We start from the raw sequence: 21,061 nt of genomic DNA, 5'->3' as shown, positions 1-21,061 counted from the left end.
AACCGGGGAGAGGAGCGCGGGATGCGGGCGATCTGGAAAGGAGCGGTGTCGTTCGGCCTGGTGTCGATCGGGGTGAAGGTCTACTCGGCCACCGAGGAGAAGGACATCCGCTTCCATCAGGTGCACCGCGAGGACGGCGGCCGCATCCGGTACAAGCGCACCTGCTCGGTCTGCGGCGAGGAGGTGACCTACGACGACATCGCCAAGGGCTACGACATCGGCGGCGGCGAGATGGTCATCCTCACCGACGAGGACTTCGCCGAGCTGCCACTGACCACCTCGCACGCCATCGACGTGCTGGAGTTCGTGCCGGCCGAGCAGGTCGACCCGATCCTCTACAACAAGGCGTACTTCCTGGAGCCGGAGGGCACGGCCACCAAGCCGTACGTGCTGCTGCGCGACGCGCTCGCCGACTCGGAGCGGGTGGCGATCGTCAAGGTGGCGCTGCGCCAGCGGGAGCAGCTCGCCACCCTGCGCGTCCGGGAGGGCGTACTGCTGCTCAACACCATGCTCTGGCCCGACGAGGTGCGCCAGCCCGACTTCGGCTTCTTGGACGAGGACCTCAAGGTGCGGCCCCCCGAGCTGGCGATGGCCAGCTCGCTGATCGACTCGATGGCCGGCGAGTTCGAGCCGGACGCCTTCACCGACGACTACCGGGCGGCGTTGCAGGAGGTCATCGACGCCAAGGTCGAGGGCCGCGAGGTGGTCCAGCCGGAGGAGGAAGAGGCCGCGCCGGCCGCCGCCGTGGACCTGATGGCCGCCCTCAAGGCGTCGGTCGAGCGGGCCCGGGCGGCCCGGGGCGAGGCGCCGGAAGGCGGGGCGGGCGAGCCGACGCCCATCTCGGCGGCCCGTTCGGCGCAGAAGGCGGCCAAGGCGCCCGCCAAGAAGGCGGCCGAGAAGAAGGCCGCGGCGAAGAAGGCACCCGCCAAGAAGGCCGCGGAGAAGAAGGCCGAGCCGGCCAAGAAGACCGCCGCCAAGAAGACCGCGGCGAAGAAGGCCCCGGCCAAGAAGGCGGCCCCCCGAAAGACCGCCTGAGGGTCCGCACCGGTTGATCGACTCCAGTCCGCCGAGGTGGCGGTGTCAGCGGATGCGGGATGCCGCCACCTCGGCGAGCTGGTGTTGAAGGTGACTCAGCCGCGGCCGAGCTTCTCGGTCGGGGTGATCCGGACGATCACCCGCTCCTCGCCGGGCCGGCGGAACGGGTACGTCTCCTGCCCCAGATACTTCTGCGCCATCCGGTCGATGTGCGCGTCCGCCCCCTCGGTGACCAGCTCGGCGGTGCCCTTGACCCAGAGGGTGCGGAAGTCGTCCGCCTTGTCCACCACGGAGACCGCGACCATGGGGTTGCGGGCGATGTTGACGTACTTCTGGCGGCCCTTGGCGGTGTTGAAAACGATGTGCTCGCCGTCGGTGTCCACCCAGACCGGGGTGACGTGCGGAGTGCCGTCGACCTCGATGGTCGCCACGTGGGCGAGCTGCGGCTCGGCGAGCAGGGCCAGGTCTTCTTCGGTGAGGATCGCCATGCTCGAGAAACTACCCCGGCCTCCCCGGCCGTCACCGGTGTTCCGCCGCCGTCCGTTGAGGGCGAGCTGTCCGAATTCGGGCGGCCGCGGGAGCACGGCGGGCGTTCGGGCGGGTACCGTGTGCGCTGGCCTCGGCGGCGGCCCGCCGGGGGCGCACCCACCCCACCCAGCAGGGAGTCGACGTGAGCGAGCGCGTGCAGAACCGGTCGGCGGGCCAGAGCCCGGGCACCAAGGCGGAGCGGCGGCTGGCCGCCCAGCTGGCGGCGAAGAAGGCCGCCGAGGCGAGGCGCCGCCGGCAGTCGATTCTGGGCGCCGGCGTCGCTGTGCTCGCCGTGGCGCTCCTGGTCGGCGGCATCGTCTGGAAGAGCAGGGGCGACGACGTCAAGCCGGCCAGCCCTGCCGCCTCGGCCAGCCCGACCGCCCCGGCCGAGCCCACCGCGCCGCCCGCGCCGCAGCTCCCGGCCGACATCGACCCGGCGCTGAAGACCAAGCCGACCGTCGAGGCGGGCAAGGGCGAGCTGAAGAAGCTCACGGTGACCACCCTGGTGAAGGGCAAGGGCCCGGCGGTCAAGGCCGGCCAGCAGATCACCACGAACTACGTGGGCGTGTTCTACAAGGACGCCAAGGAGTTCGACTCGTCCTGGAACAGCGGCCAGCCGGCCACCTTCCCGATCGGTGTTGGCCAGGTCATCCCCGGCTGGGACCAGGGCCTGGTGGGCGTGCCGGTCGGCAGCCGGGTGCAGCTGGACATCCCGGCCGAGCTGGCGTACGGCAACGACGCGTCGGGCGGGCGCCCGGCCGGGCCGCTGCGCTTCGTCGTCGACGTGCTCGCCGCACAGTAGGTCACAGCAGGCTTCCGCCCGGTCACCCAGCGGCAGTAGGTTCATGGTCACCGCGGGCGGTCCGTCCGCCCGCGGCGACCTGCCCACCGACGCGGAGGTGCACGTGGCGGCGCTGGACGACACCGGGCTGGCCCGGCTGATGTGGACGCACTTCGAGCCGGTCCACGCGGTGACCTACTTCCACCCCCGGGCTCGCACCGCGTACGAGGCGGTCGGGCTGCGCGGCTACTGGCGGGGCTACTTCGCCGGCCGGGCCGCCCCGCTCGGGCCGGTCGGCGCGCCGACCGTGGTGGCCGCCTTCTTCAGCTTCGCGCCGTCGATGGTGGCCCGGGCGCTGCCCTCGGTGTGGCGGCTGGCCACCCCGCAGGAGGCGCTGCGCGCCCGGCTCACCGGCGCCGTGCAGGCGCTCGCCGAGTTCACCTACGAGCTGCCCGAGTCACACCTGGTCGAGGCGGCCGACCTGCTGGAGGAGGCGGCCGGGCGGGTGGAGCCGGCCGGCCGGGTGCTCGGTGCGGTCAACGCCGCCCTGCCCCGGGGCGAGTATCCGCTGGCCCGGCTCTGGCAGGCCGCCACCACGCTACGCGAGCACCGGGGCGACGGGCACGTGGCGGCGCTGGTCGGCACGGGGCTGGCGCCGGTCGAGGTGGTGGCCTGGCGGTGCCGGGTGGACCAGTCCCGCGAGTTTCACCAGGCGGCCCGCGGTTGGACCGACGAGGAGTGGGCCGCGGCCGAGGAGCGGCTGGTCGAGCTGGGCTGGCTGACCGCCGACCGGGCGCCGACCGAGCACGCCACCGTGGTCTTCCGGGCCGTGGAGGAAGCCACCGACCGGGCCGCCCTCGGCCCGTGGCGGGCGCTGGGCGCGGAGCGGACCGCCCGGCTGCGCGAGCTGCTCGAACCGATCGCCACCCGGTGCCGCACGATCATCCCGCAGAAGGCCCCGATCGGCCTGCCGGCGCAGCGCGGCAGCGCCACGGACGCGCCGTCCCCGGCCCGCTGACCGGCGAACGGCGTAGCCTGCCTGGCATGTGGATCGTGGAACTTGCGTTCACCGAGGCGCCGGAGCGGCTCGCCGCCCGCCCCGCCCACCGCGCGCTCCTCACCGAGCTGCACGAGAAGGGCGTCGTCCGGATGTCCGGCCCGCTGGCCGACGACTCCGGCGCCGTGCTCGTGTTCGACGTGCCGGACCGGCCGGAGCTGGACCGCCTGCTCGCGGCCGACCCGTACTTCACCACGCCCGGCGTGGAGGTCACCCGGATCCGGGAGTGGGCGCCGTTCCTGACCTGACCCCGGCCGCACACCCCCGGGCCGTCCGGCAGGATGGGTACGTGGTGGATGCGGTGCTCTTCGACCTGGACGGCGTGATCGTGGACTCCGAGCCCGTCTGGGAGGAGGTCCGGCGAGCGTACGTGGCGGAGCACGGGGGCACCTGGCAGCCGGACACCCAGCGCCGGCTGATGGGGATGAGCACCGGCGAGTGGGCCGCGTACCTCAGCGGCGAGCTGGGCGTCGACCGCACCGCCGAGCAGGTCGCCACCGAGGTGGTGGCCGAGATGACCCGGCGGTACGCGCAGCGCGTACCCCTGATCGACGACGCCGACGCGGTGGTACGCCGCACGGCCGAGAGGTGGCGGCTGGGGCTGGCCAGCTCCTCCCCGACCCGGCTGATCGCGGCGGCGCTGGACGCGACGGGCCTGGCCGGCGCGTTCGGCGCGACCCTGTCGACCGAGGAGACCGCCCGGGGCAAGCCGGCGCCGGACGTGTGGCTGGCGGTGGCGGCGCGGCTCGGGGTCGACCCGGCCCGGTGCGTGGCGGTGGAGGATTCCTCGAACGGGGTCCGCTCGGCGGCCGCCGCCGGGTGCCGGGTGGTGGCCGTGCCGCACGGCTCCTACCCGCTGGACCCGGACGCGGAGAAGCTGGCGGCGGTGGTGCTGCCCTCGATCGATGCGCTCACCCCCGACGTGGTGGAACGCGCGGCTTGCACCTGACGCGACGTCAGGTCATAGCGTCGCCCACGTCGCCGCAGGGCGCGGTGACGCGAGAGGGAGTGGGACGTGGCGTCCACCTGGCGGATCGGTGAGCTGTGCCGGCGTACCGGGCTGACGGTCCGGACCCTGCACCACTGGGACCACGTGGGGCTGCTGCGGCCGTCCGCCCGGACGTCGTCCGGGCATCGGCTCTACGACGAGCGGGACGTGGACCGGCTGTACCGGATCGTCGCGCTGCGCGAGCTGGGCCTGCCGCTGGAGACCATCGGCGCGCTGCTGGACGGCGGCGGGAGCGGTGGCCCGGAGCTGGCCGAGCTGCTCGGCGAGCACCTGGCCCACGTGGAGCGGCAGCTCGCCGCGCTGGGCGGGCTGCGGGACCGGTTGGCCGTGCTGGTGCCGGCGGTCCGCGCCGCCGGGGGCGCCCCGTCCGTCGACCTGCTCGCCCTGATCGAGGAGGTGACCAGGGTGGACGAGACCATCCTGAACTACTTCAGCGAGGAGCAGCTGGCCGCGTTGGCGCAGCGGCGGGAGCGGCTCGGCGAGGACGCGATCCGCGGCGTGGAGGCGGAGTGGCCGGAGCTGATCGGCCGGGTCCAGGCCGAGCTGGACGCCGGCACCGACCCGGCGGACCCGCGGGTGCGGGCACTGGCGGCGCGCTGGATGGAGCTGCTGGAGGCCTTCCACGGCGGGGACTCGGGGTTGCGCGACTCGCTCTACCGGATGCAGGCGGAGAACAGCGCGGAGATCGCCCAGCAGTACGGCGGCCCATCCCCCGAGCTGATCGACTACGTCAAGCGCTCGGTGGCGGCCGGATGACGCCATCTCGCGCTTAGGTGGAACGCCATGGGTGTCACGCACCCATGGCGTTCCACTCATGCCGCCGATGTCCACCGAACGCCCGGTTGTACGGTTTCGGAGGTGCGCCGGATCGGAATGATCGCGGGGCGTCCGGGTAGCGCAGCCGGCACGACGGCGGAGGGGACGGCGATGAGGGCGATCGTGTACGAGACCAACGGGGACGCCTCGGTGCTCCAGCTCGTGGACCGGCCGGTGCCGGAGCCCGGCCGCGGTGAGGTGCTGGTGCGGATGGCCGTGGCCGGGGTGAACCCGACCGACTGGAAGGCGCGCCGCGCCTGGCCGCTGCCGCTGGGTTGGCAGATCCCCGGGCAGGACGGCGCCGGGGTGATCGAGGCGGTCGGCGAGGGCGTCGACCAGATCCTCATCGGTTCACGCGTGTGGATCTGGGAGGCGGCCTGGCAGCGGCCCTGGGGCACCGCCGCCGAGTACACCGTGGTTCCGGTGCGGCACACCGTGCGCCTCGGCTCGGCCTCGTTCGACCTGGGCGCGGCGCTGGGCATCCCGTTCATGACCGCGCACCGCTGCCTGACCGCCGGCGAGTTCATGCCGGACAAGCTGCACGCCGGCGCGTTGAGCGACCACGTGGTGCTGGTGCAGGGCGGGGCGGGCGCGGTGGGTAACGCGGCGATCCAGCTGGCCCGCTGGGCCGACGCGTGCGTGATCGCCACGGTGAGCAGCCCCGAGAAGGCGCAGCTGGCCGCGGCGGCCGGGGCCAGCTTCGTGGTCAACTACCGCGAGCAGGACGTGGTCCAGGAGGTCCGCAAGATCGCACCCGACGGGGTGCACACGATCGTCGAGGTCTCCGCCGCCCGCAACGCCGCCACCGACGTGCAGTTGCTGCGCAGCGGGGGTGCGGTCTGCGTCTACGCGGACGATGGCGGCGAGCAGGTGACCCTGCCGATCCGGCAGCTGATGATGCCGAACGCCCGCTGGCAGTTCGTGCTGATCTACACGGCGCCGAAGGCGGCCAAGGCGCAGGCGGTGACGGACATCGCGGCGGCGGTGACCCAGGGCGCGATCCGGGTGGGCGCGGAGGCCGGCCTGCCGCTGCACCACCACTCGCTGGACGCGGCCCGGGCGGCGCACGAGGCGGTGGAGAACTCGGTGGTCGGCAAGGTGCTGATCACGACCAGCGAGACGTGAGAACGCGAAACGGATTTCGCCATCATCGGGACAGAGGCGAACAAGTTTCGCGAGAATGACATTGCGGGTCGCCCCGCATGGACGGGCGGCCCCGGCGCGGTGCGAACGCCGGGGCCGCCCTCTGGGGAGGAATGTTCGTGAGGAACACGTCCTACCCGTGCTGGCGACGCTACGCCGGAAAATGTTACGGCGCGGTCAGTTCTCGCACCTCCAGGCCACCGTCCGCGTAGCGCGAACGCACCACTTTTTTGTCGAATTTGCCGACGCTGGTCTTGGGCACCGCATCGATGAACGCCCAGCGTTCCGGCAACTGCCAGCGCGCCACCGACTTCGCCAGGAAGTCCCGCAGCTCCTCGGCCGTGACCGAGGCGCCCTCCCGGACCACCACGGTGGCGAGCGGCCGCTCGTCCCAGCGCTCGTCCGGCACGCCCACCACGCACGCCTCCAGCACCGCCGGGTGCGCCATCAGCGCGTTCTCCAGCTCGACCGAGGAGATCCACTCCCCGCCCGACTTGATCACGTCCTTGGCCCGGTCGGTGAGGGTGATGAAGCCGTCCGGTGAGAGCGTGCCGACGTCCCCGGTCCGCAGCCAGCCGTCGCGGAACTTCTCCTCGTCCGGGACGTCGTCGCCGGCGTACCGGGCGGTCACCCACGGCCCGCGGACCTCCAGCTCGCCCACCGACGTCCCGTCGGCGGGCAGCGGCTCGCCCAGCGGGCCGACGATCCGCGCGGCCACCCCGGCCGGCACCCGGCCCTGCGTGTAGCGGTAGCGCCAGGCCGTCTCGCCGGTCGCGCCGGCCGGCGGCCGGGAGACCGAGCCAAGCGGCGACATCTCGGTCATGCCCCAGGCGTGGATGACCTCGATCCCGTGCCGCTCGTGGAAGGCGTGCATGAGCGACGGCGGGCAGGCCGAGCCGCCGACGATCACCTCCTGGAGCGAGGAGGTGTCCACCTCGTGACTGTCCAGGTAGGACAGCAGGTCGGTCCAGATGGTCGGCACCGCCCCGGCCAGGGTGGGGCGCTCGCCGGCGATCATCGCGGCGATCGGCTCGGCCTGGAGGAACCGGTCCGGCATGATCAGCGACGCGCCGGAGAGGAACGCCGCGTAGGGCAGGCCCCAGGACATCGCGTGGAACATCGGGACGATGGCCAGCTCGCGGTCCTTCGGGCCGAGACCGAAGCCCTCCGGCATGCAGACCTGCAGCGAGTGCAGGTAGATCGAGCGGTGGGAGTAGGCGACCCCCTTGGGGTTGCCGGTGGTCCCCGAGGTGTAGCAGAGCGCGGCAGCGTCGCGCTCGTCCACCTCGGGCCAGTCGTAGACCTCCGGCCGGTCGGCCAGCAGGGCGTCCCAGTGGTGTACGGCGATCCGGTCGCCGGCCGCGGCGAGCAGCGGGGCCGGGTCGCCGCCGCCGACCACCACCACGTGCCGCACCGTGGTCATCTCGCCGATCACCCGGGCCAGCAGCGGGATCAGCGTGCTGTCGACCAGCACCACCCGGTCCTCTGCGTGGTTGGCGATGTACGCGACCTGGTCCGGGAAGAGCCGGATGTTGAGGGTGTGCAGCACCGCGCCCATGCTCGGCACGGCGAAGTAGGCCACCAGGTGCTCGTTGTTGTTCCACATGAAGGTGGCGACCCGCTCGTCGCCGGTCACCCCGCACTCGTCGCGCAGCGCGTGGGCCAGCCGGGCGGCGGTCCGCCCGACCTCCGCGTACGTCATCCGACGGGGCTCGGCGCCGGTCCAGGTGACGACCTCCGCCGTGCCGTGCACGGTGGAGCCGTGTTCGAGGATCCGGGCGACCTGGAGGGGGGCGTCCATCATCGTGCTACGCATGGGTAACAACGTAGTGTCGCCGGTCACACGAACGGAAGCCCCGGAACGGCCGACCCAGGCTCGGGGAAGCTGCGTAGATTGTCCGGGTGAGTATCTCGTGGGCCGACTCGTACGTGGGGCAGCTCAGGGCCCTGGCCGGTGATCGCACCCTGATGTTCGTCGGCGCCCGCGCCGTGGTCCGGGACAACGCGGCCCGGGTGCTGCTGATCCAGCGCTCGGACAACGGCCAGTGGGCGCTGCCGGCCGGCGCCATGGAGCTGGGTGAGTCGATCGCCGACTGCGCCGTGCGGGAGGTCCGCGAGGAGACCGGCCTGCGCGCCCTGCGGGTCAACGCCTTCGCCCTCTACACCGGGCCCAACTTCACCAACACCAACATGTACGGGCACACCTACCAGGTCTTCACCACGGCGTTCCGCGTCGAGGAGTGGGACGGCGAGCTGGCTCGGGTCACCGACGAGACCACCGACGCCGGCTTCTTCCACCGGGACGAGCTGCCCAGACCGCTCTCCGCCAGCGTGCTGGAGACCCTCGCCGACCTGGACGTCTTCGAGCAGACCAACCGCCTCATCCTCAAGTGACGGCGCCGGCCGCCACGGGCCGCTCGCCGGGCGCCGGGTGGTCAGCCGGCCGGGCGCCGGACCGTTCCGCGCCGATCCCGGCCACCACCACGAAGGCGATCCCGGCCGCGGCGCCGACGCCGGGCACCTGACCCAGCGCGACCAGGCCGACGACCAGGGCGATGGCGGGCTCCAGGCTCATGAGCGTGCCGAACGCGGCGGTGGTGAGCCGGCGCAGCGCCAGCAGTTCCAGCACGAACGGGACGACGGGCAGCAGCACGGCCAGCCCGAGGCCGGCCAGGAGCACCTGCCACGTCAGGTCGCCGAACACCGACGGACCGACGACCAGCGTCGCCACCACGGCGGCCACCGGCATGGAGACCGCAAGGCCGCGCACCCCGGAGACCTCGTCGCCCACCCGCTGGGTGAGCAGGATGTACGCGGCCCAGCAGGCTCCCGCCCCCAGCGCGTACGCCACTCCCACCGGGTCGGCGCCGCCGTGCCAGGGCTCGGTGAGCAGCAGCACCCCGACCGCCGCGAGCGCCGGCCAGAGCTTGGTGCCGCCCCGGCCGCGGGCCACGGCCACGCCCAGCGGCCCGAGGAACTCCAGTGCGCTGGCCGTACCCAGGGGCAGCCGGGCCACCGCCGCCATGAACAGGATGGTGACGCCGGCCGTCACCACGCCGAGCGCCAGGCAGGCCCGCAGGGCCGAGCGGGTGAACGCCGACGGCCGGGGCCGGACCACGACCGCCAGCAGCACTCCGGCCCAGGCCAGGCGCAGCCAGGCGGCGCCCTCCGGGCCGACCCGGTCGAAGAGCCCCACCGAGGCGGCCAGCCCGAGCTGGACGCAGGTCATCGAGGCCACGGCCATGGCGGTGCCGGCCCGGGCGGGAGTCAGGGTGGTCATGGGGACAGTAGAGCCGGTCCGGACCGCTCGCGTCCACGTGCCATTCCTGGACGCATCGTTCGGCAATCATGAACAATCGCTTCCGTGGACCTCCGTCGCCTCCGCCTGCTGCGGGAACTGGCCCGGCTCGGCTCGATGCGCCAGGTCGCCGACGAGCTGCACGTCACCACGTCGACGGTGTCGCAGCAGCTCGCGGTGCTGGCCCGGGAGGTCGGCACCGAACTGGTCGAGCCGCACGGCCGCCGCGTCCGGCTCACCCCGGCCGGGCGCCGGCTGGCCGAACACGCCGTGACGATCCTCGCCGCGGTCGACGCGGCCCGGCTCGACCTGGACCCGCGGGCCGAACCGGCCGGCACGGTACGCGTCGCCGGCTTCGCCACCGCCGTCCGGCGCTCGCTGCTCCCGCTCACCGCGCGGCTGGCGGCGGACCACCCGCGGGTGCGCCTCCGCATCGACGAGCACGAGCCGGCCGAGGCGTACGCGCTGCTCGCGGCCGACGACGTCGACCTCGCGCTCATCTACGACTACAACCTGGCCCCGCTCTCGGCCGACCCTGCGCTGGAGGCCACGCCGCTCTGGTCGGCGGCCTGGCACCTCGGGGTGCCGGCCGCCGGGGCGCCCGGCCCGGCGGCGGACGCCCCGGCGGTCTTCGACCGGTTCCACGACGCGGACTGGATCGTCAACTCGCGCAACACGGCCGACGAGGTGGTGGTCCGGACCATCGCCTCGATGGCGGGCTTCGAGCCCAGGATCGTGCACCGCGCCGACAGCCTCGACCTGGTCCAGGACCTCATCGTCGCGGGGCTGGGCGTCGGCCTGCTCCCCGGCGACCAGCCCACCGTGCCGGGCGTCCGCCTGCTGCCGCTCACCGGACCGCGGGCCCTGCTGCGCGCGTACGCCGTGACCCGCCGCGGCCGGGCGGCCTGGCCGCCGCTGGCGCTGATCCTCGACCTGCTCACGGCCCGGTGAGCCGCGGCCGCGCCCGCCGGCAGCGGCGGCCGGTCAGAGCATGGTCTGGGACTTGGACTCCATGTCGGCGGCGGCCTCGTCCTTGGACTCCTTGGTGATGGGCTTGCCGCCGGCGGCGGCCGCCGGACCGCCGAGCGGGTCCGCGCCGCCGGTCGAGCCGTGCGGGCCGGCGCCGCGCAGCTGCTCGTTCGGCATGGCCAGGGTGACCAGCACGGCCACGATGGCGACCAGCCCGGTGGTCAGGAAGACCAGGTGCAGCGACTCGACGAACGAGGCCTGGATGGCGGCCCGCACCGGGCCGGGCAGGGCCATGATCGTCGCCGGGTCGTTGATCGAGATGTTGGCGCCGCCGCCGGCCGCCACCGCCGCCCGCTGGTCCGGCGGGAGCTGGGCGATCGCCCCCGGCAGCCGGCCGGCCAGCTCGCCGGTGAGCCGGGACGACAGCACCGCGCCCAGGATGGCCACGCCGAACGAGCCGCCCAGCGAGCGGAAGAAGGTGGCCGAGGAGGTGCCGGCGCCCAGGTCGCGCGGGTCGACCGCGTTCTGCACGGCCAGGATCAGCGACTGCATGCACAGGCCCAGTCCGACGCCGATCACCACCATGTAGCCGAAGGCCGCCCAGAGCGAGGTGGCCACCTGGAGCTGCCGGAACAGCAGCATGCCGGCGACCAGCACGGCCGCGCCGGCCACCGGGAACCACTTGTAGCGGCCGATCCGGCTCATCGCCCGTCCGGTGATGATCGAGGTGAAGATGATGCCGGCCATCATCGGCAGCATCAGCAGGCCACTGCGGGTCGGCGAAGCGCCCTTGACGATCTGCAGGTAGAGCGGGATGAAGATGATCGACCCGAACATCACCAGACCGAGCACGAAGCCCGCCGAGTTGGCCAGCGCGAAGGTGGCGCTGCGGAACAGCCGCAGCGGCAGGATCGGCTCGCGTACCCGGGCCTCCTGGAGCACGAAGAGCACGCCCAGCACCGCCCCGGCCACGAACAGCCCGATGATCACCCCGGAGCCCCAGGCGTACTCGTTGCCGCCCCAGCTCAGCGCGAGCAGCAGGCTGCTCACCCCGGCGACCAGCAGCCCCGCGCCGACCCAGTCGACGGTGTGCTCCCGGCGCTGGAACGGCACCAGCCGCATGACGTGGTAGCAGACCACGATGGCGAGGATGGCCAGCGGCACGTTGATGTAGAAGATCCATCGCCAGTTGGTCTCCGCGAAGTAGCCGCCGACCAGCGGGCCGGCCACCGAGGAGATGCCGAAGACGGCGCCGAACAGGCCCTGGTAGCGGCCGCGTTCCCGGGGTGAGACCACGTCCGAGATGATGGTGAAGGCCAGCGTCAGCAGGCCACCTGCGCCGAGGCCCTGCACGCCCCGGGTGACGATCAGCTGGGTCATGTTCTGCGACAGGCCGGCCAGCAGCGAGCCGAGCAGGAACGTGCCGATTGAGAAGAGGAAGACGGGGCGGCGCCCGTACAGGTCGGCCATCTTGCCGTAGAGCGGTGTCGACGCCGTGGAGGCGAGCAGGTAGGCGGTGACCACCCACGAGTAGTGGTTGATCCCGCCCAGCTCGCCGACGATCGTGGGCAGCGCGGTGCCGACGATGGTCTGGTCGAGTGCCGCCAGCAGCATGCCGGTCATCAGGCCGAGCATCAGCAGGCGGATCTGGCGGGCGTGCAGCACGGGACGAGCGGCCTGGGCTGTCATCCCGCTTCCTTTCCCACCGGGAGCGGATCATGCCCCCGGTGGGAGAAGAAGTCAGTGCTTCCCCTCCGCGAACTCCTCGACGATCTTGACGCAGAAGGCCGGCAGGTCGTCCGGCTTGCGGCTGCTGACCAGGCCCTTGTCGGTGACCACCTGCTGGTCCACCCAGTTCGCGCCGGCGTTGGTGAGGTCGGTGCGCAGGCTCGGCCACGAGGTGATCGTCCGGCCCCGCACCACGTCGGCCTCGACCAGCGTCCACGGGCCGTGGCAGATCACCCCGACCGGCTTGCCGGCCGCGAAGAACGACTTCACGAACCGCACCGCGTCGGGGTCGGTCCGCAGGAAGTCCGGGTTCGCCACGCCGCCGGGCAGCACCAGCGCGTCGTACGCCCCCGCGTCCGCCTCCTTGGTCGTCACGTCGACCGGGTACTGCCCGCCGTGGTCCAGGTGGTTGAAGGCCTGGATCGAACCGGGCCTGATGGAGACCAGCTCGACCCGGGCGCCGGCGTTCTCCACCGCCTCGCGGGGCTTGGTGTACTCGACCTCCTCGACGCCGTCGGCGGCCAGGAAGGCGATCCGCTTGCCCTGCAACGTCGCTGCCATGGTGGTTCTCCTCTCCGGGGTCTGTCTGCACCCGTTCCCGGGCCGGACCCGCCGAAACCGGGCACCGCGGGTGGCCCGCAGCGGAGGTTTGGCCGGTCCCGCTCGGGGGACCCGAAGGGACATGGCAGGAGCAGCAGCGGAAGAGCGCCGGCTCGCCACCGTCGTGGCGGGTTGGCAGGGGCGTCCCGTGCTGGTCGTCGGCGACGCCATGCTGGACGAGTGGCGGTTCGCGGAGTCGGAACGGCTCTGCCGGGAGGCGCCCGCGCCGGTCCTGACCCTGCGCAGGCGGATCTCCGCAGCCGGCGGCGCGGCGAACACCGCGGTCAACGTGGCCGCCCTCGGCGGCCGGGCCGCCCTGGTCGCCCCGGTGGGCGCCGACGTGGCCGGTGACGAGCTGCACGACTGCCTCGACCGGGCGGCCGTCTGGGACCGCACGGTCAACCAGCCCGGCCGCCCCACGCCGGTGAAGCGGCGGATGCTCGCCGGCAATCAGATCCTGCTCCGCGAGGACTCCGGCGACCCGGACGACGCGCTCGACGACGACGGGGTGGCCCGCCTGCTGACCGCGCTGCACTGCGCCACGGAGGAGCTGCGCGCGGCGGCCGCCGGGCGGCCGCTCACCCTGGTGGTGTGCGACTACGGCCTGGGCGCGCTGCCCTCCGCGGTGCGCGCCTGGCTGGTCGCCAACCGGGACCGGTACGCCACCGTGGCGCTCGACGCGCACGACCTGGCCGACTGGCGCGGCCTCAACCCGACCGTGGTGACCCCGAGCTTCGCCGAGGCGACCCGGCTGCTGGCCCGGGCCGCCGCCGGCTTCAACGGCGGGCATCGGACCGGAGCCCGCGGCGCGACCGCCGGCGACCTGCACCTCGACCACCTGGCCGACCCGGCCGACGGCCCTTCCGAGCTGGTCGTCGGCGCGGCCCCGGGCGGTGCCGGCGAACGGGCCCCGGGTAGCCCGCACCCGACCTCCGGCGCGCCCGCGACCGAGCACGACGGGGCCCCCGGCCCGACCGGCGAGCCGACGCCCGCCGAGGAACGGGTCGCGCTGACCGGGGACGGGCTCAGCGTCACCGGCACCGGCGTCACCGTCAACGCGGCGGCCGGCGCCGGCGTGGACCGGGCCGTGCTGGCCGAGTCCCGCCTGGACGAGCTGCGCGAGCACACCGGCGCGGACGTGGTGGCGGTGACCCTGGACACCGAGGGCGCGGTGGTCGGCGGGGCCGACGGCGAACCCCGGCGCAGCCACAGCACCCCGGTCCCGGCCAGCCACGCCGTGGGGGCCGGGGACGCGTACCTGGCGGCGATGACCCTGGCGCTGGCGGCAGAGGCGAGCCTGCCGACCGCCGCGCAGCTCGCCCAGCTCGCCGCGACCATCACCGTCTCCGACACCGGCACCTGCGTGTGCCGGCGGGAGGACCTGCTCGACGCGCTGGGCAGCGGGCCGGAGGACGCCGGGCGGCCGACCCAGGTGGGCGCCGAGGAGCTGACCGCGATCGTCGCCGAGCATCGCCGGGCCGGCCGGTCGATCGTCTTCACCAACGGCTGCTTCGACGTGCTGCACCCCGGGCACGTCCGCTACCTGACCCAGGCCCGCGCGCTCGGCGACCTGCTGGTCGTGGCCGTCAACTCGGACGGCAGCGTACGCCGGCTCAAGGGTCCGGACCGGCCGGTCAACCCGGTCGAGGACCGCACCGCCCTGCTCGCCGCGCTGGAGTGCGTCGACCACGTGGTGGTGTTCGAGGAGGACTCCCCGGCGAAGCTGATCGAGGCGGTCCGCCCGGACGTCTACGTCAAGGGCGGCGACTACCCGCCCGAGATGGTCCCGGAGGCCCCGCTGGTCCGCCGGCTGGGCGGCCAGGTGCGCACCCTCGGGTACGTGCCGGACCGCTCCACCTCGGCGATCATCGACCGGATCCGGGCCCACCCGGTCGTACCGCCGGTGGGCGAGGGCAGGCCCGCGTGAACCGTCCGCTCGACCTCGGCGCACCCGAGGAGTTCCGCCGCCCCCGGCAGCTCGACGTGCTGATCCCCACCCGCAACCGGCCCGCCGAACTGGCGGTCACCCTCTCCGGGCTGGCCGCGCAGGAGGGCGTACCGGACTTCGGGGTGGTGGTGAGCGACCAGTCCGACGGCGACCCGGCGTACGCGCACCCGGCCGCGGCCACCATGGTCCGGGCGTTGCGCCACCGGGGGCACCCGGTGCTGCTGACCCGGCGGCTGCCCCGGCGCGGGCTGGCCGAGCACCGGGCCTCCCTGCTGGACCGGTCGGCCGCCCGGTACGTGCTCTGCCTCGACGACGACGTCTGGCTGGAGCCGGGCACGGTGTCCCGGCTGGTCACCGCCATCCGGGAGCTGGGCTGCGGCTTCGTCGGCAACGCCGTGCACGGGCTCTCCTACGCCGACGACGTGCGCCCGGAGACGCACGGGCACTACGAGGAGTGGCCGGGCCGGCCGGTGCCCGAGCGGATCCGGCCCGGCACGCCGGAGTGGCAGCGGGCGTCCATCCACCCGGCGGCGAACCTGCTGCACGTCACCGAGAAGCTGCGGCTGCCGGCCGGGGCGTGGCGGGCGTACAAGGTCTCCTGGATCGGCGGGTGCGTGCTCTACGACCGGGCCAAGCTGATCGACTCCGGCGGCTTCGACTTCTGGCGCCGGCTCCAGGAACGGCACCAGGGCGAGGACGTCGCCGCGCAGCTCGCTGTGCTGGAGCGGCACGGCGGCGCCGGCGTGCTGCCCAGCGGGGCCTACCACCTGGAGTCGCCGACCACGGTCACCGAGCGGGACGTGGAGGCGTGGGAGGTCGTGGTGACCGAGTCGGACACCCCGCAGCCGGCCTGACCCTCACCCCAGCAGCTCGCGAGCGGCCTCGACCACCTCGGCCGTCGGGACGTCGGCGACGAACGAGTCGCGGTGCGGGCACTCCCCGTCGCCGGGGCGGTGCGGGTAGATGTCCCGTGTGCAGTCGATGCCGCAGACCGGGCAGTTGGTGGTCCACGAGGCGATCGGGCGGTGCCGGACGCGCAGCGGCGTGGCCCCGTTGATCAGGTTGCCGATCCAGTAGATGCCGACCGTCGGGGCGCCGACCGCGGCGGCCAGGTGCAGCGGGCCGGTGTCGTTGGAGACCACCAGCGCGCAGCCCGCGTACGCGGCGGCCAGCCCGCCCAGGCTGAGCGTGCCGACCTGCGGGCGGACCGGCACACCGGCCGCGGCGACCACCTCGTCCACCGTCTCCCGCTCGGCGGGAGTGCCGGTGACCAGCACCTCGTAGCCGTCGCCGGCCAGCGCCCGGGCGACCTCGCCGAAGCGCTCCGGCGGCCAGCGCCGCCGGCTGTCGGTGGCCCCCGGGTGCAGCGCCACCCGGGGCCCGGTCGGCTCGCCGAGCACGTCCCGGGCCTCGGCCCGGTCGGCGTCGGTCACCGCCAGCGCCGGGGTGATCGTCACCGCCTCCGCCCCGACCAGGGCCACCGCCTCCAGGTAACGGATCACCTCGTGCTGGTAGTAGACGTACCGGATCCAGCGGTCCAGCGGCGGCGCGTCCTCGGCCCGCAGGCCGGCGGTGACCCGGGCGCCCAGCCCGGCGATCATCGGGTTGGAGTTGGCGCCCCCGCCATGCAGTTGCAGGGCCAGGTCGAACTGCTCCTTCCGGCCCGCCGCGAGGAAGTCCGCCAGCGCGGACGGCGGCTCGTCCGGCCCGGGTTCGCGGATGCCGGGCGCCGGCGGGACCACCAGCACCCGGTCCACCGGGCCGGGGCGGTCGCGCCAGAGCTGCGCGTGCCACGGCGCGCCGAGCAGCACGATCTCCGCCGACGGGTACGCGGCCCGCAGCGCCTCCAGCGCCGGCAGCACGAAGATGAAGTCGCCGAGCGCGTTGGCCCGCAGCACGGCGATCCGCTCGACGTCGGGGACGCGCTCGCCGACCGGGCCGAGCACCGACGACGGCTCCAGGTCGCGGCGCGGCGACCGACGCGCCGAGCTGGAGTCGTCGGACAGGGTGGCCACGCGACCCCTACGGCCGGTCGATCTCTTCGACCGCGGTGTCCGGGTGGTGCAGCTCCCGGTCCGCGGCCGGGTCGGCCACGGTCCGCGTACCCCCAGAGGTCGCGCGTGGGCCGGTGCGGCCGACGGTGATGGTCCGCGGCGCGGGCCGGGCCGCCCGGGGCAGCCGCACCCGGAGCAGGCCGTGGTCCATCACGGCGTCGATCCGGTCCGGGTCCACCCGGGACGGCAGGTCCACCCGGTATTCGAAGCCCCGCGTGGTGAACCCGCCCGGGATGCCCTGGTCGGCGTTGACCTCGGCCTCCGAGCGGGCCCGTACGCACAGCTCCCGGTCGTCCAGCTCGACGGCCACCTCCTCGGGAGCCACGCCGGGCAGCCGGACGACCACCTCCCAGCCGTCGGCGATCTCGGTCAGCTCGACGTCCGGGCTGCCGCCTCGGCCACCGACCAGGCGGCTCAGCTCGGCGCGCAGCGACTGCAGCTCGCCCATCGGGTCCCAGCCCTGCTGGCGACCCCGCCAGCCCCGACCGCCGCTCTGTTCCGTCATCGCACGTCTCCGATCCGCTGGGTCGCCGAGGGGGGTCGCAGCGAGCTCGGCGCGTTCAGGTCGTGCTCCGGGTCGACACCCACGCCCAGCCGGTCCACCAGCTCGCCGCCGAGCCAGGCGCTGACGCCGAGGATGGCCACGGCGACCACCTCGATGGCGATCAGGGCGCCCCCGGCGGCCCGGGAGTCGGCGTTGAGCCGGACCACCCAGACCGCGGCGAAGAGCAGGATCACCGCGACGTTGGCGGCGGCGTGGGTGAGCCCGACCCGCTTGGCCCGGGTGCCGGTGGGCAGGGCGAGCAGGTCGAAGGCGCCGGCCGCCGCGGCCAGCAGGCCGCCGATCAGGCCGACCGTGATGTTCCAGTAGGCGACCTCGCCGAGGAAGTCCGGCCCGCCCACGGTGTCGATCACGTCGAAGATCACCGCGGTCACCAGGAGGGCGACCGGGAACATCACCAGCATCGGGTGCACGGGATGGCCGAGCACCTTCAGTCGGCTCTCCATCTCCGCCTCCATCGATCGCGTCCGGGCGCGCTGCGGCTCAGTCCGTACCCGCCCGTTCCGGGGGCAAACCTCGCGGTCGACCCGCTCTCCTAGGCTGACCATGGCGGAAACCAGCCGTTCCCGGGCCGGAACCGCCGTCAAGGTCAACGGACGGGGGAGGAAGTCGTGACGGCACGGGAGATCACCAGCCCGGAGGAGTTGGCGGAACTGCTGGGCGCACCGACGCAGCGGGCCCGGGACAAGGAGCGCACGGTGCTGCACCAGCGCGACCGGGAGTGGCTGGCCGCCTCGCCGTTCTGCCTGGTCGCCACGGCCGGCGTGGACGGCGATTGCGACGTCTCCCCGAAGGGTGACCCGGCCGGCTTCACCCTGGTGCTGGACGAGACCACCATCGCCATCCCCGAGCGGCCCGGCAACCGGCGGGCCGACGGCTACCGCAACATCCTGGCCAATCCCCACGTCGGGCTGATCTTCCTGATCCCCGGGCGCACCGACACGCTGCGGATCAACGGCCGGGCCCGGCTGGTCCGCGACGCGCCGTACTTCGCCGACATGGTGGTCAAGGGACACCGGCCGGTGCTCGCCGTCGAGGTGGCGATCGAGCAGATCTTCTACCACTGCGCGAAGGCGTTCCTCCGCTCGGAGCTGTGGCGGCCGGAGACCTGGCGGCCCGACGCGCTGCCGACCCGCGCCCGGCTGGTGAAGGAGGTCGAGGCCCCGACGGAGAACCTCGCCGACCTGGAACGCCACTACGGCCCGGACTACGTCAAGACCATCTACGCCTGACCGCGCCCGCCGCCGGTCCGGCGGCGGTCACTTCGACGGGGAAAAGCTCACCGGCACGCCGATGTCCGACAGTGCCCGAGCGAGGTGCGGGGCCGTGGTCTTGACGTAGGCCGCGCCGATGTGCGAACCCCCGCGGTAAATGAGGACGTTGCCGAACACCACCGGGCACTTCTCGGTCGGGCAGATGGCGTCGAAAAGGTCGATCATCTTGACCTCCGGCATCCCGGCCACCGCCTTCCGCTGCGTCAGGAAGGCCGGCTCCACGTCGTGGCGCTTACGGTCGAACGCGCAGGCCGACAGGTGCTTCCGGTTCTTGTCGGCGCAGGTCACGGCGGGGCCGGGAGCAGGGTTGTTGGCGAGGACGATGACCTTCGTGCCCACCGAGGCGAGCGCCTTCCAGTTGGAGCGCAGCCCTGCGATCATCGCGTCGACCGACCCCTTGCCCGCGGCGTCGAAGGCGCGCGCCGCCGCCTGCGAGGTGACGACGTAGTCGGGACGCTCCTCGACCAGTCTGCGCAGCAGCGTCCGGTTCCACTCGACGCAGTCGGTGTAGAGCTTGCTGGGGTCGTCGGCCCGGATCGCAGGGGCACTGGTGAACGCGCACGATGCCTTGGCGGCGATCACCAACTTCCAGTCGTTCTGCGCGGCCAGCACCTGGAACGCCGGCAGCCACTGGTCCATCTTGGAGTCGCCCACCAGGGCGACGGTGGTGGCCCCGTCAGGGTTGCCGTAGGTGCACGACAGGACCTCGGACCCCACGACCTGCTGGAAGCACTTGTCCCGGTTGGTGTCGGGAACGTCCATAAATCCCTGCTGGATCTGAAGGGGGTCCGGCGTGATGAAGTCGAACCGCTCCGGAACCGGGCCGATCGGGGCGGTGCCGGGGGTGGTCGACAGCAGCGCCGCGCCGGGCGCGTACCGGCCGCCCCGGCTCGGCGTGGCGGCGGCCGCCCACGCCGCCATCAGGACCAGGGCGAGGCCGGCGCAGATCCCGGCCATCGTGAAGTTGCCACCGAGGCTCAACGCGAGACGCGGCGACTTCGAGATCGCCCGCGAGTAGCGCAGTGGGTTCTCCACGAGCCGGAAGGTGATCCAGGCCGGCACCACCGAGGCGAGCGCCACCGCCATGCCGCGGGCCAACGACAGACCGTCCCAGTACGCGCCGGCCACGATGAGCATCGGCCAGTGCCACAGGTACAGGGAGTACGACAGGTCGCCGACCCATCGGAACGGGCCGGTGCCGAGGAGCACGAGCGGGCCGCGCGAGCCGGCCGCGACTCCGGCCGCGATCACCGCGGCGGCGCCGAGCGTGGGCAGCGCGGCTGCGTACCCGGGCCACGCCGTGCCCGCGGTCACCAGCAGCGCCGCTGTCACGATCGCGGCGAGACCGAGCCACCCGAGGACGACGGCCAGCGACCGTGGCATGCGCGCGGCGCTGGTCGCGACCAGGGCGATGCCCGCCCCGACCGCGAGCTCCCACAACCGGGTCGTGGAGACGAAGAAGGCACGCTCCGGAGAGGTCGCCGTCTGCACGACCGACCAGGCGAACGACGGCACCGCCAGGATCGCGAGACCGACCCAGAGGACCGGCCGCACGTTCGACCGCCGCAGCCTCCTCGCCGCGAGGATCGCGAGGATGATCAGCAGAGGCCAGACCAGGTAGAACTGTTCCTCGACGGCGAGCGACCAGAAGTGCTGGACCGGCGAGGGCGGAGCGTCCGCGGCCAGGTAGTCGACCGAGCGGTCGGCGAACCGCCAGTTCACCACGTAGATCGCCGCGGAGGCGATGTCGCCGCCGATGTCGTGCCACTGGCTCCTGGGAACGAACAGCCGGACCGCCACGGCGGTGGCCGCCAGCACCACCGTCGCGGCGGGCAGGATCCGCTTGGCCCGCCGCGCGTAGAACCCAAGCAACGAGACGCGGCCGGTGCGCTCGATCTCGGTCAGGAGCTGCCCGGTGATGAGGAACCCGGAGATCACGAAGAAGACGTCGACCCCGACGAAGCCACCCGGAATGAACGGCAGCCCGGCGTGGTACAGCAGCACCAGCCCGACGGCCACGGCGCGGAGCCCGGCGACGTCCGTCCGGAATCGACTCGACGAGGGCTCCCTGCGCGGCTCGCGCCCGGTTGCCGCGTCCGGCGGGGTGCCGGGGCCCGCCGGGGAGGCCGGGACGTCCGACTTCTCGATGTGGGTCCTTCCCCGGGCGGCAACGGTCGTCAACTCCGGGGAAGTCATCGCGATCCTCATGCTTCGGGGGGTTCCGGCCTCGGGAACGATAGCGGCTCGTCAGGCGGGTGG

At 73.6% G+C, this 21,061-nt stretch carries 21 protein-coding genes; 12 read left to right on the top strand and 9 right to left on the bottom strand.

Annotation, left to right across the window (positions count from 1 at the left end):
- Positions 1–21 precede the first annotated feature (21 nt).
- Positions 22–1,035 (top strand): Ku protein, encoded by a 1,014-nt coding sequence (locus AB0F68_RS03445; RefSeq protein WP_357332664.1) that lies wholly within the window; start codon positions 22–24, stop codon positions 1,033–1,035.
- A 95-nt stretch (positions 1,036–1,130) separates the two neighbouring features.
- Here AB0F68_RS03445 and AB0F68_RS03440 read toward each other — a convergent pair whose 3' ends face one another.
- A complete protein-coding gene (locus AB0F68_RS03440; RefSeq protein WP_357332662.1) occupies positions 1,131–1,523 on the bottom strand; it encodes a PPOX class F420-dependent oxidoreductase in 393 nt (130 codons plus the stop codon).
- 182 nt (positions 1,524–1,705) lie between these two features.
- Here AB0F68_RS03440 and AB0F68_RS03435 point away from each other — a divergent pair, with 182 nt between their 5' ends.
- The 6 genes from AB0F68_RS03435 to AB0F68_RS03410 all read left to right on the top strand — a co-directional run bounded on the left by AB0F68_RS03435 (position 1,706) and on the right by AB0F68_RS03410 (position 6,351).
- The gene (locus AB0F68_RS03435; protein ID WP_357332660.1) at positions 1,706–2,365 is read left to right on the top strand and encodes an FKBP-type peptidyl-prolyl cis-trans isomerase; all 660 of its coding nucleotides are present in this window, start codon (positions 1,706–1,708) and stop codon (positions 2,363–2,365) included.
- A gap of 139 nt (positions 2,366–2,504) precedes the next feature.
- Positions 2,505–3,362, top strand: a complete 858-nt coding sequence (locus tag AB0F68_RS03430; protein ID WP_357332889.1) for a hypothetical protein — start codon at positions 2,505–2,507, stop codon at positions 3,360–3,362.
- A gap of 26 nt (positions 3,363–3,388) precedes the next feature.
- Positions 3,389–3,649 (top strand): YciI family protein, encoded by a 261-nt coding sequence (locus tag AB0F68_RS03425; RefSeq protein ID WP_357332658.1) that lies wholly within the window; start codon positions 3,389–3,391, stop codon positions 3,647–3,649.
- 41 nt (positions 3,650–3,690) lie between these two features.
- Positions 3,691–4,350 carry an HAD family phosphatase gene (locus AB0F68_RS03420; protein ID WP_357332656.1) on the top strand — a complete coding sequence of 220 codons (660 nt, stop codon included), beginning with the start codon at positions 3,691–3,693 and terminating at the stop codon, positions 4,348–4,350.
- A gap of 66 nt (positions 4,351–4,416) precedes the next feature.
- Positions 4,417–5,166 (top strand): MerR family transcriptional regulator, encoded by a 750-nt coding sequence (locus tag AB0F68_RS03415; protein WP_357332654.1) that lies wholly within the window; start codon positions 4,417–4,419, stop codon positions 5,164–5,166.
- Between the two features lie 171 nt (positions 5,167–5,337).
- Positions 5,338–6,351, top strand: a complete 1,014-nt coding sequence (locus AB0F68_RS03410) for an NADPH:quinone reductase (RefSeq protein ID WP_357332652.1) — start codon at positions 5,338–5,340, stop codon at positions 6,349–6,351.
- Between the two features lie 184 nt (positions 6,352–6,535).
- Here the strand turns inward: AB0F68_RS03410 and AB0F68_RS03405 are convergent, their stop codons facing one another.
- Complete coding sequence (locus AB0F68_RS03405; protein ID WP_357332650.1) at positions 6,536–8,185, bottom strand: fatty acid--CoA ligase; 1,650 nt, start codon at positions 8,183–8,185, stop codon at positions 6,536–6,538.
- A gap of 86 nt (positions 8,186–8,271) precedes the next feature.
- Here AB0F68_RS03405 and AB0F68_RS03400 point away from each other — a divergent pair, with 86 nt between their 5' ends.
- Positions 8,272–8,763: an NUDIX domain-containing protein gene (locus AB0F68_RS03400; protein ID WP_357332648.1), complete on the top strand. Its 492-nt coding sequence runs from the start codon at positions 8,272–8,274 to the stop codon at positions 8,761–8,763.
- Here AB0F68_RS03400 and AB0F68_RS03395 read toward each other — a convergent pair.
- The gene (locus AB0F68_RS03395) at positions 8,756–9,649 is read right to left on the bottom strand and encodes an EamA family transporter (RefSeq protein ID WP_357332646.1); all 894 of its coding nucleotides are present in this window, start codon (positions 9,647–9,649) and stop codon (positions 8,756–8,758) included. The genes AB0F68_RS03400 and AB0F68_RS03395 overlap by 8 nt on opposite strands.
- Before the next feature lie 84 nt (positions 9,650–9,733).
- Between AB0F68_RS03395 and AB0F68_RS03390 the strand changes: the two genes are divergently transcribed.
- A complete protein-coding gene (locus AB0F68_RS03390) occupies positions 9,734–10,618 on the top strand; it encodes a LysR family transcriptional regulator (RefSeq protein ID WP_357332644.1) in 885 nt (294 codons plus the stop codon).
- A gap of 33 nt (positions 10,619–10,651) precedes the next feature.
- Here the strand turns inward: AB0F68_RS03390 and AB0F68_RS03385 are convergent, their stop codons facing one another.
- Positions 10,652–12,325 (bottom strand): MDR family MFS transporter, encoded by a 1,674-nt coding sequence (locus tag AB0F68_RS03385; protein WP_357332642.1) that lies wholly within the window; start codon positions 12,323–12,325, stop codon positions 10,652–10,654.
- Between the two features lie 51 nt (positions 12,326–12,376).
- Complete coding sequence (locus tag AB0F68_RS03380; protein ID WP_357332640.1) at positions 12,377–12,925, bottom strand: type 1 glutamine amidotransferase domain-containing protein; 549 nt, start codon at positions 12,923–12,925, stop codon at positions 12,377–12,379.
- A 121-nt stretch (positions 12,926–13,046) separates the two neighbouring features.
- Here AB0F68_RS03380 and rfaE2 point away from each other — a divergent pair, with 121 nt between their 5' ends.
- On the top strand, positions 13,047–14,891 hold the full coding sequence (gene rfaE2, locus AB0F68_RS03375; protein WP_357332637.1) for a D-glycero-beta-D-manno-heptose 1-phosphate adenylyltransferase: 1,845 nt from the start codon (positions 13,047–13,049) through the stop codon (positions 14,889–14,891).
- Positions 14,888–15,766 carry a glycosyltransferase family A protein gene (locus AB0F68_RS03370; RefSeq protein ID WP_357332635.1) on the top strand — a complete coding sequence of 293 codons (879 nt, stop codon included), beginning with the start codon at positions 14,888–14,890 and terminating at the stop codon, positions 15,764–15,766. Before rfaE2 ends, AB0F68_RS03370 begins: the two co-directional genes overlap by 4 nt.
- A gap of 3 nt (positions 15,767–15,769) precedes the next feature.
- Here the strand turns inward: AB0F68_RS03370 and AB0F68_RS03365 are convergent, their stop codons facing one another.
- The 3 genes from AB0F68_RS03365 to AB0F68_RS03355 form a co-directional block, all read right to left on the bottom strand.
- Positions 15,770–16,873, bottom strand: coding sequence for a glycosyltransferase family 9 protein (locus AB0F68_RS03365; RefSeq protein ID WP_357332888.1), 1,104 nt, complete (start codon positions 16,871–16,873; stop codon positions 15,770–15,772).
- Positions 16,874–16,934: 61 nt separating this feature from the next.
- Positions 16,935–17,471, bottom strand: a complete 537-nt coding sequence (locus tag AB0F68_RS03360; protein WP_357332633.1) for an Hsp20/alpha crystallin family protein — start codon at positions 17,469–17,471, stop codon at positions 16,935–16,937.
- Entirely contained in the window at positions 17,468–17,974 is a 507-nt protein-coding gene (locus AB0F68_RS03355; RefSeq protein WP_357332631.1) for a DUF2231 domain-containing protein, read from the bottom strand. The genes AB0F68_RS03360 and AB0F68_RS03355 overlap by 4 nt, the downstream gene beginning before the upstream one ends.
- Positions 17,975–18,139: 165 nt before the next feature.
- Between AB0F68_RS03355 and AB0F68_RS03350 the strand changes: the two genes are divergently transcribed.
- Entirely contained in the window at positions 18,140–18,760 is a 621-nt protein-coding gene (locus AB0F68_RS03350; protein ID WP_357332629.1) for a pyridoxamine 5'-phosphate oxidase family protein, read from the top strand.
- 27 nt (positions 18,761–18,787) lie between these two features.
- On the opposite strand, the gene AB0F68_RS03345 is transcribed toward AB0F68_RS03350, so the two are convergent.
- Entirely contained in the window at positions 18,788–20,998 is a 2,211-nt protein-coding gene (locus AB0F68_RS03345) for an acyltransferase family protein (RefSeq protein ID WP_357332627.1), read from the bottom strand.
- Positions 20,999–21,061 lie beyond the last annotated feature (63 nt).

The sequence above is a fragment of the Micromonospora sp. NPDC023966 genome (genome assembly GCF_040639095.1).
Classification (GTDB): Bacteria; Actinomycetota; Actinomycetes; order Mycobacteriales; family Micromonosporaceae; genus Micromonospora.
Note: the sequence above shows the minus strand (reverse complement) of the source record. Positions and strands in the feature narration are given on the sequence as shown.

What these genes read in the sequence shown, in the direction of transcription:
- AB0F68_RS03445 (WP_357332664.1), top strand. Translation starts at nt 22, where the DNA reads ATGCGGGCGATCTGGAAAGGAGCGGTGTCGTTCGGCCTGGTGTCGATC.
- AB0F68_RS03440 (WP_357332662.1), bottom strand. Translation starts at nt 1,523, where the DNA reads ATGGCGATCCTCACCGAAGAAGACCTGGCCCTGCTCGCCGAGCCGCAG.
- AB0F68_RS03430 (WP_357332889.1), top strand. Translation starts at nt 2,505, where the DNA reads ATGTGGACGCACTTCGAGCCGGTCCACGCGGTGACCTACTTCCACCCC.
- AB0F68_RS03425 (WP_357332658.1), top strand. Translation starts at nt 3,389, where the DNA reads ATGTGGATCGTGGAACTTGCGTTCACCGAGGCGCCGGAGCGGCTCGCC.
- AB0F68_RS03410 (WP_357332652.1), top strand. Translation starts at nt 5,338, where the DNA reads ATGAGGGCGATCGTGTACGAGACCAACGGGGACGCCTCGGTGCTCCAG.
- AB0F68_RS03405 (WP_357332650.1), bottom strand. Translation starts at nt 8,185, where the DNA reads ATGCGTAGCACGATGATGGACGCCCCCCTCCAGGTCGCCCGGATCCTC.
- AB0F68_RS03395 (WP_357332646.1), bottom strand. Translation starts at nt 9,649, where the DNA reads ATGACCACCCTGACTCCCGCCCGGGCCGGCACCGCCATGGCCGTGGCC.
- AB0F68_RS03385 (WP_357332642.1), bottom strand. Translation starts at nt 12,325, where the DNA reads ATGACAGCCCAGGCCGCTCGTCCCGTGCTGCACGCCCGCCAGATCCGC.
- AB0F68_RS03380 (WP_357332640.1), bottom strand. Translation starts at nt 12,925, where the DNA reads ATGGCAGCGACGTTGCAGGGCAAGCGGATCGCCTTCCTGGCCGCCGAC.
- rfaE2 (WP_357332637.1), top strand. Translation starts at nt 13,047, where the DNA reads ATGGCAGGAGCAGCAGCGGAAGAGCGCCGGCTCGCCACCGTCGTGGCG.
- AB0F68_RS03360 (WP_357332633.1), bottom strand. Translation starts at nt 17,471, where the DNA reads ATGACGGAACAGAGCGGCGGTCGGGGCTGGCGGGGTCGCCAGCAGGGC.
- AB0F68_RS03355 (WP_357332631.1), bottom strand. Translation starts at nt 17,974, where the DNA reads ATGGAGAGCCGACTGAAGGTGCTCGGCCATCCCGTGCACCCGATGCTG.
- AB0F68_RS03345 (WP_357332627.1), bottom strand. Translation starts at nt 20,998, where the DNA reads ATGACTTCCCCGGAGTTGACGACCGTTGCCGCCCGGGGAAGGACCCAC.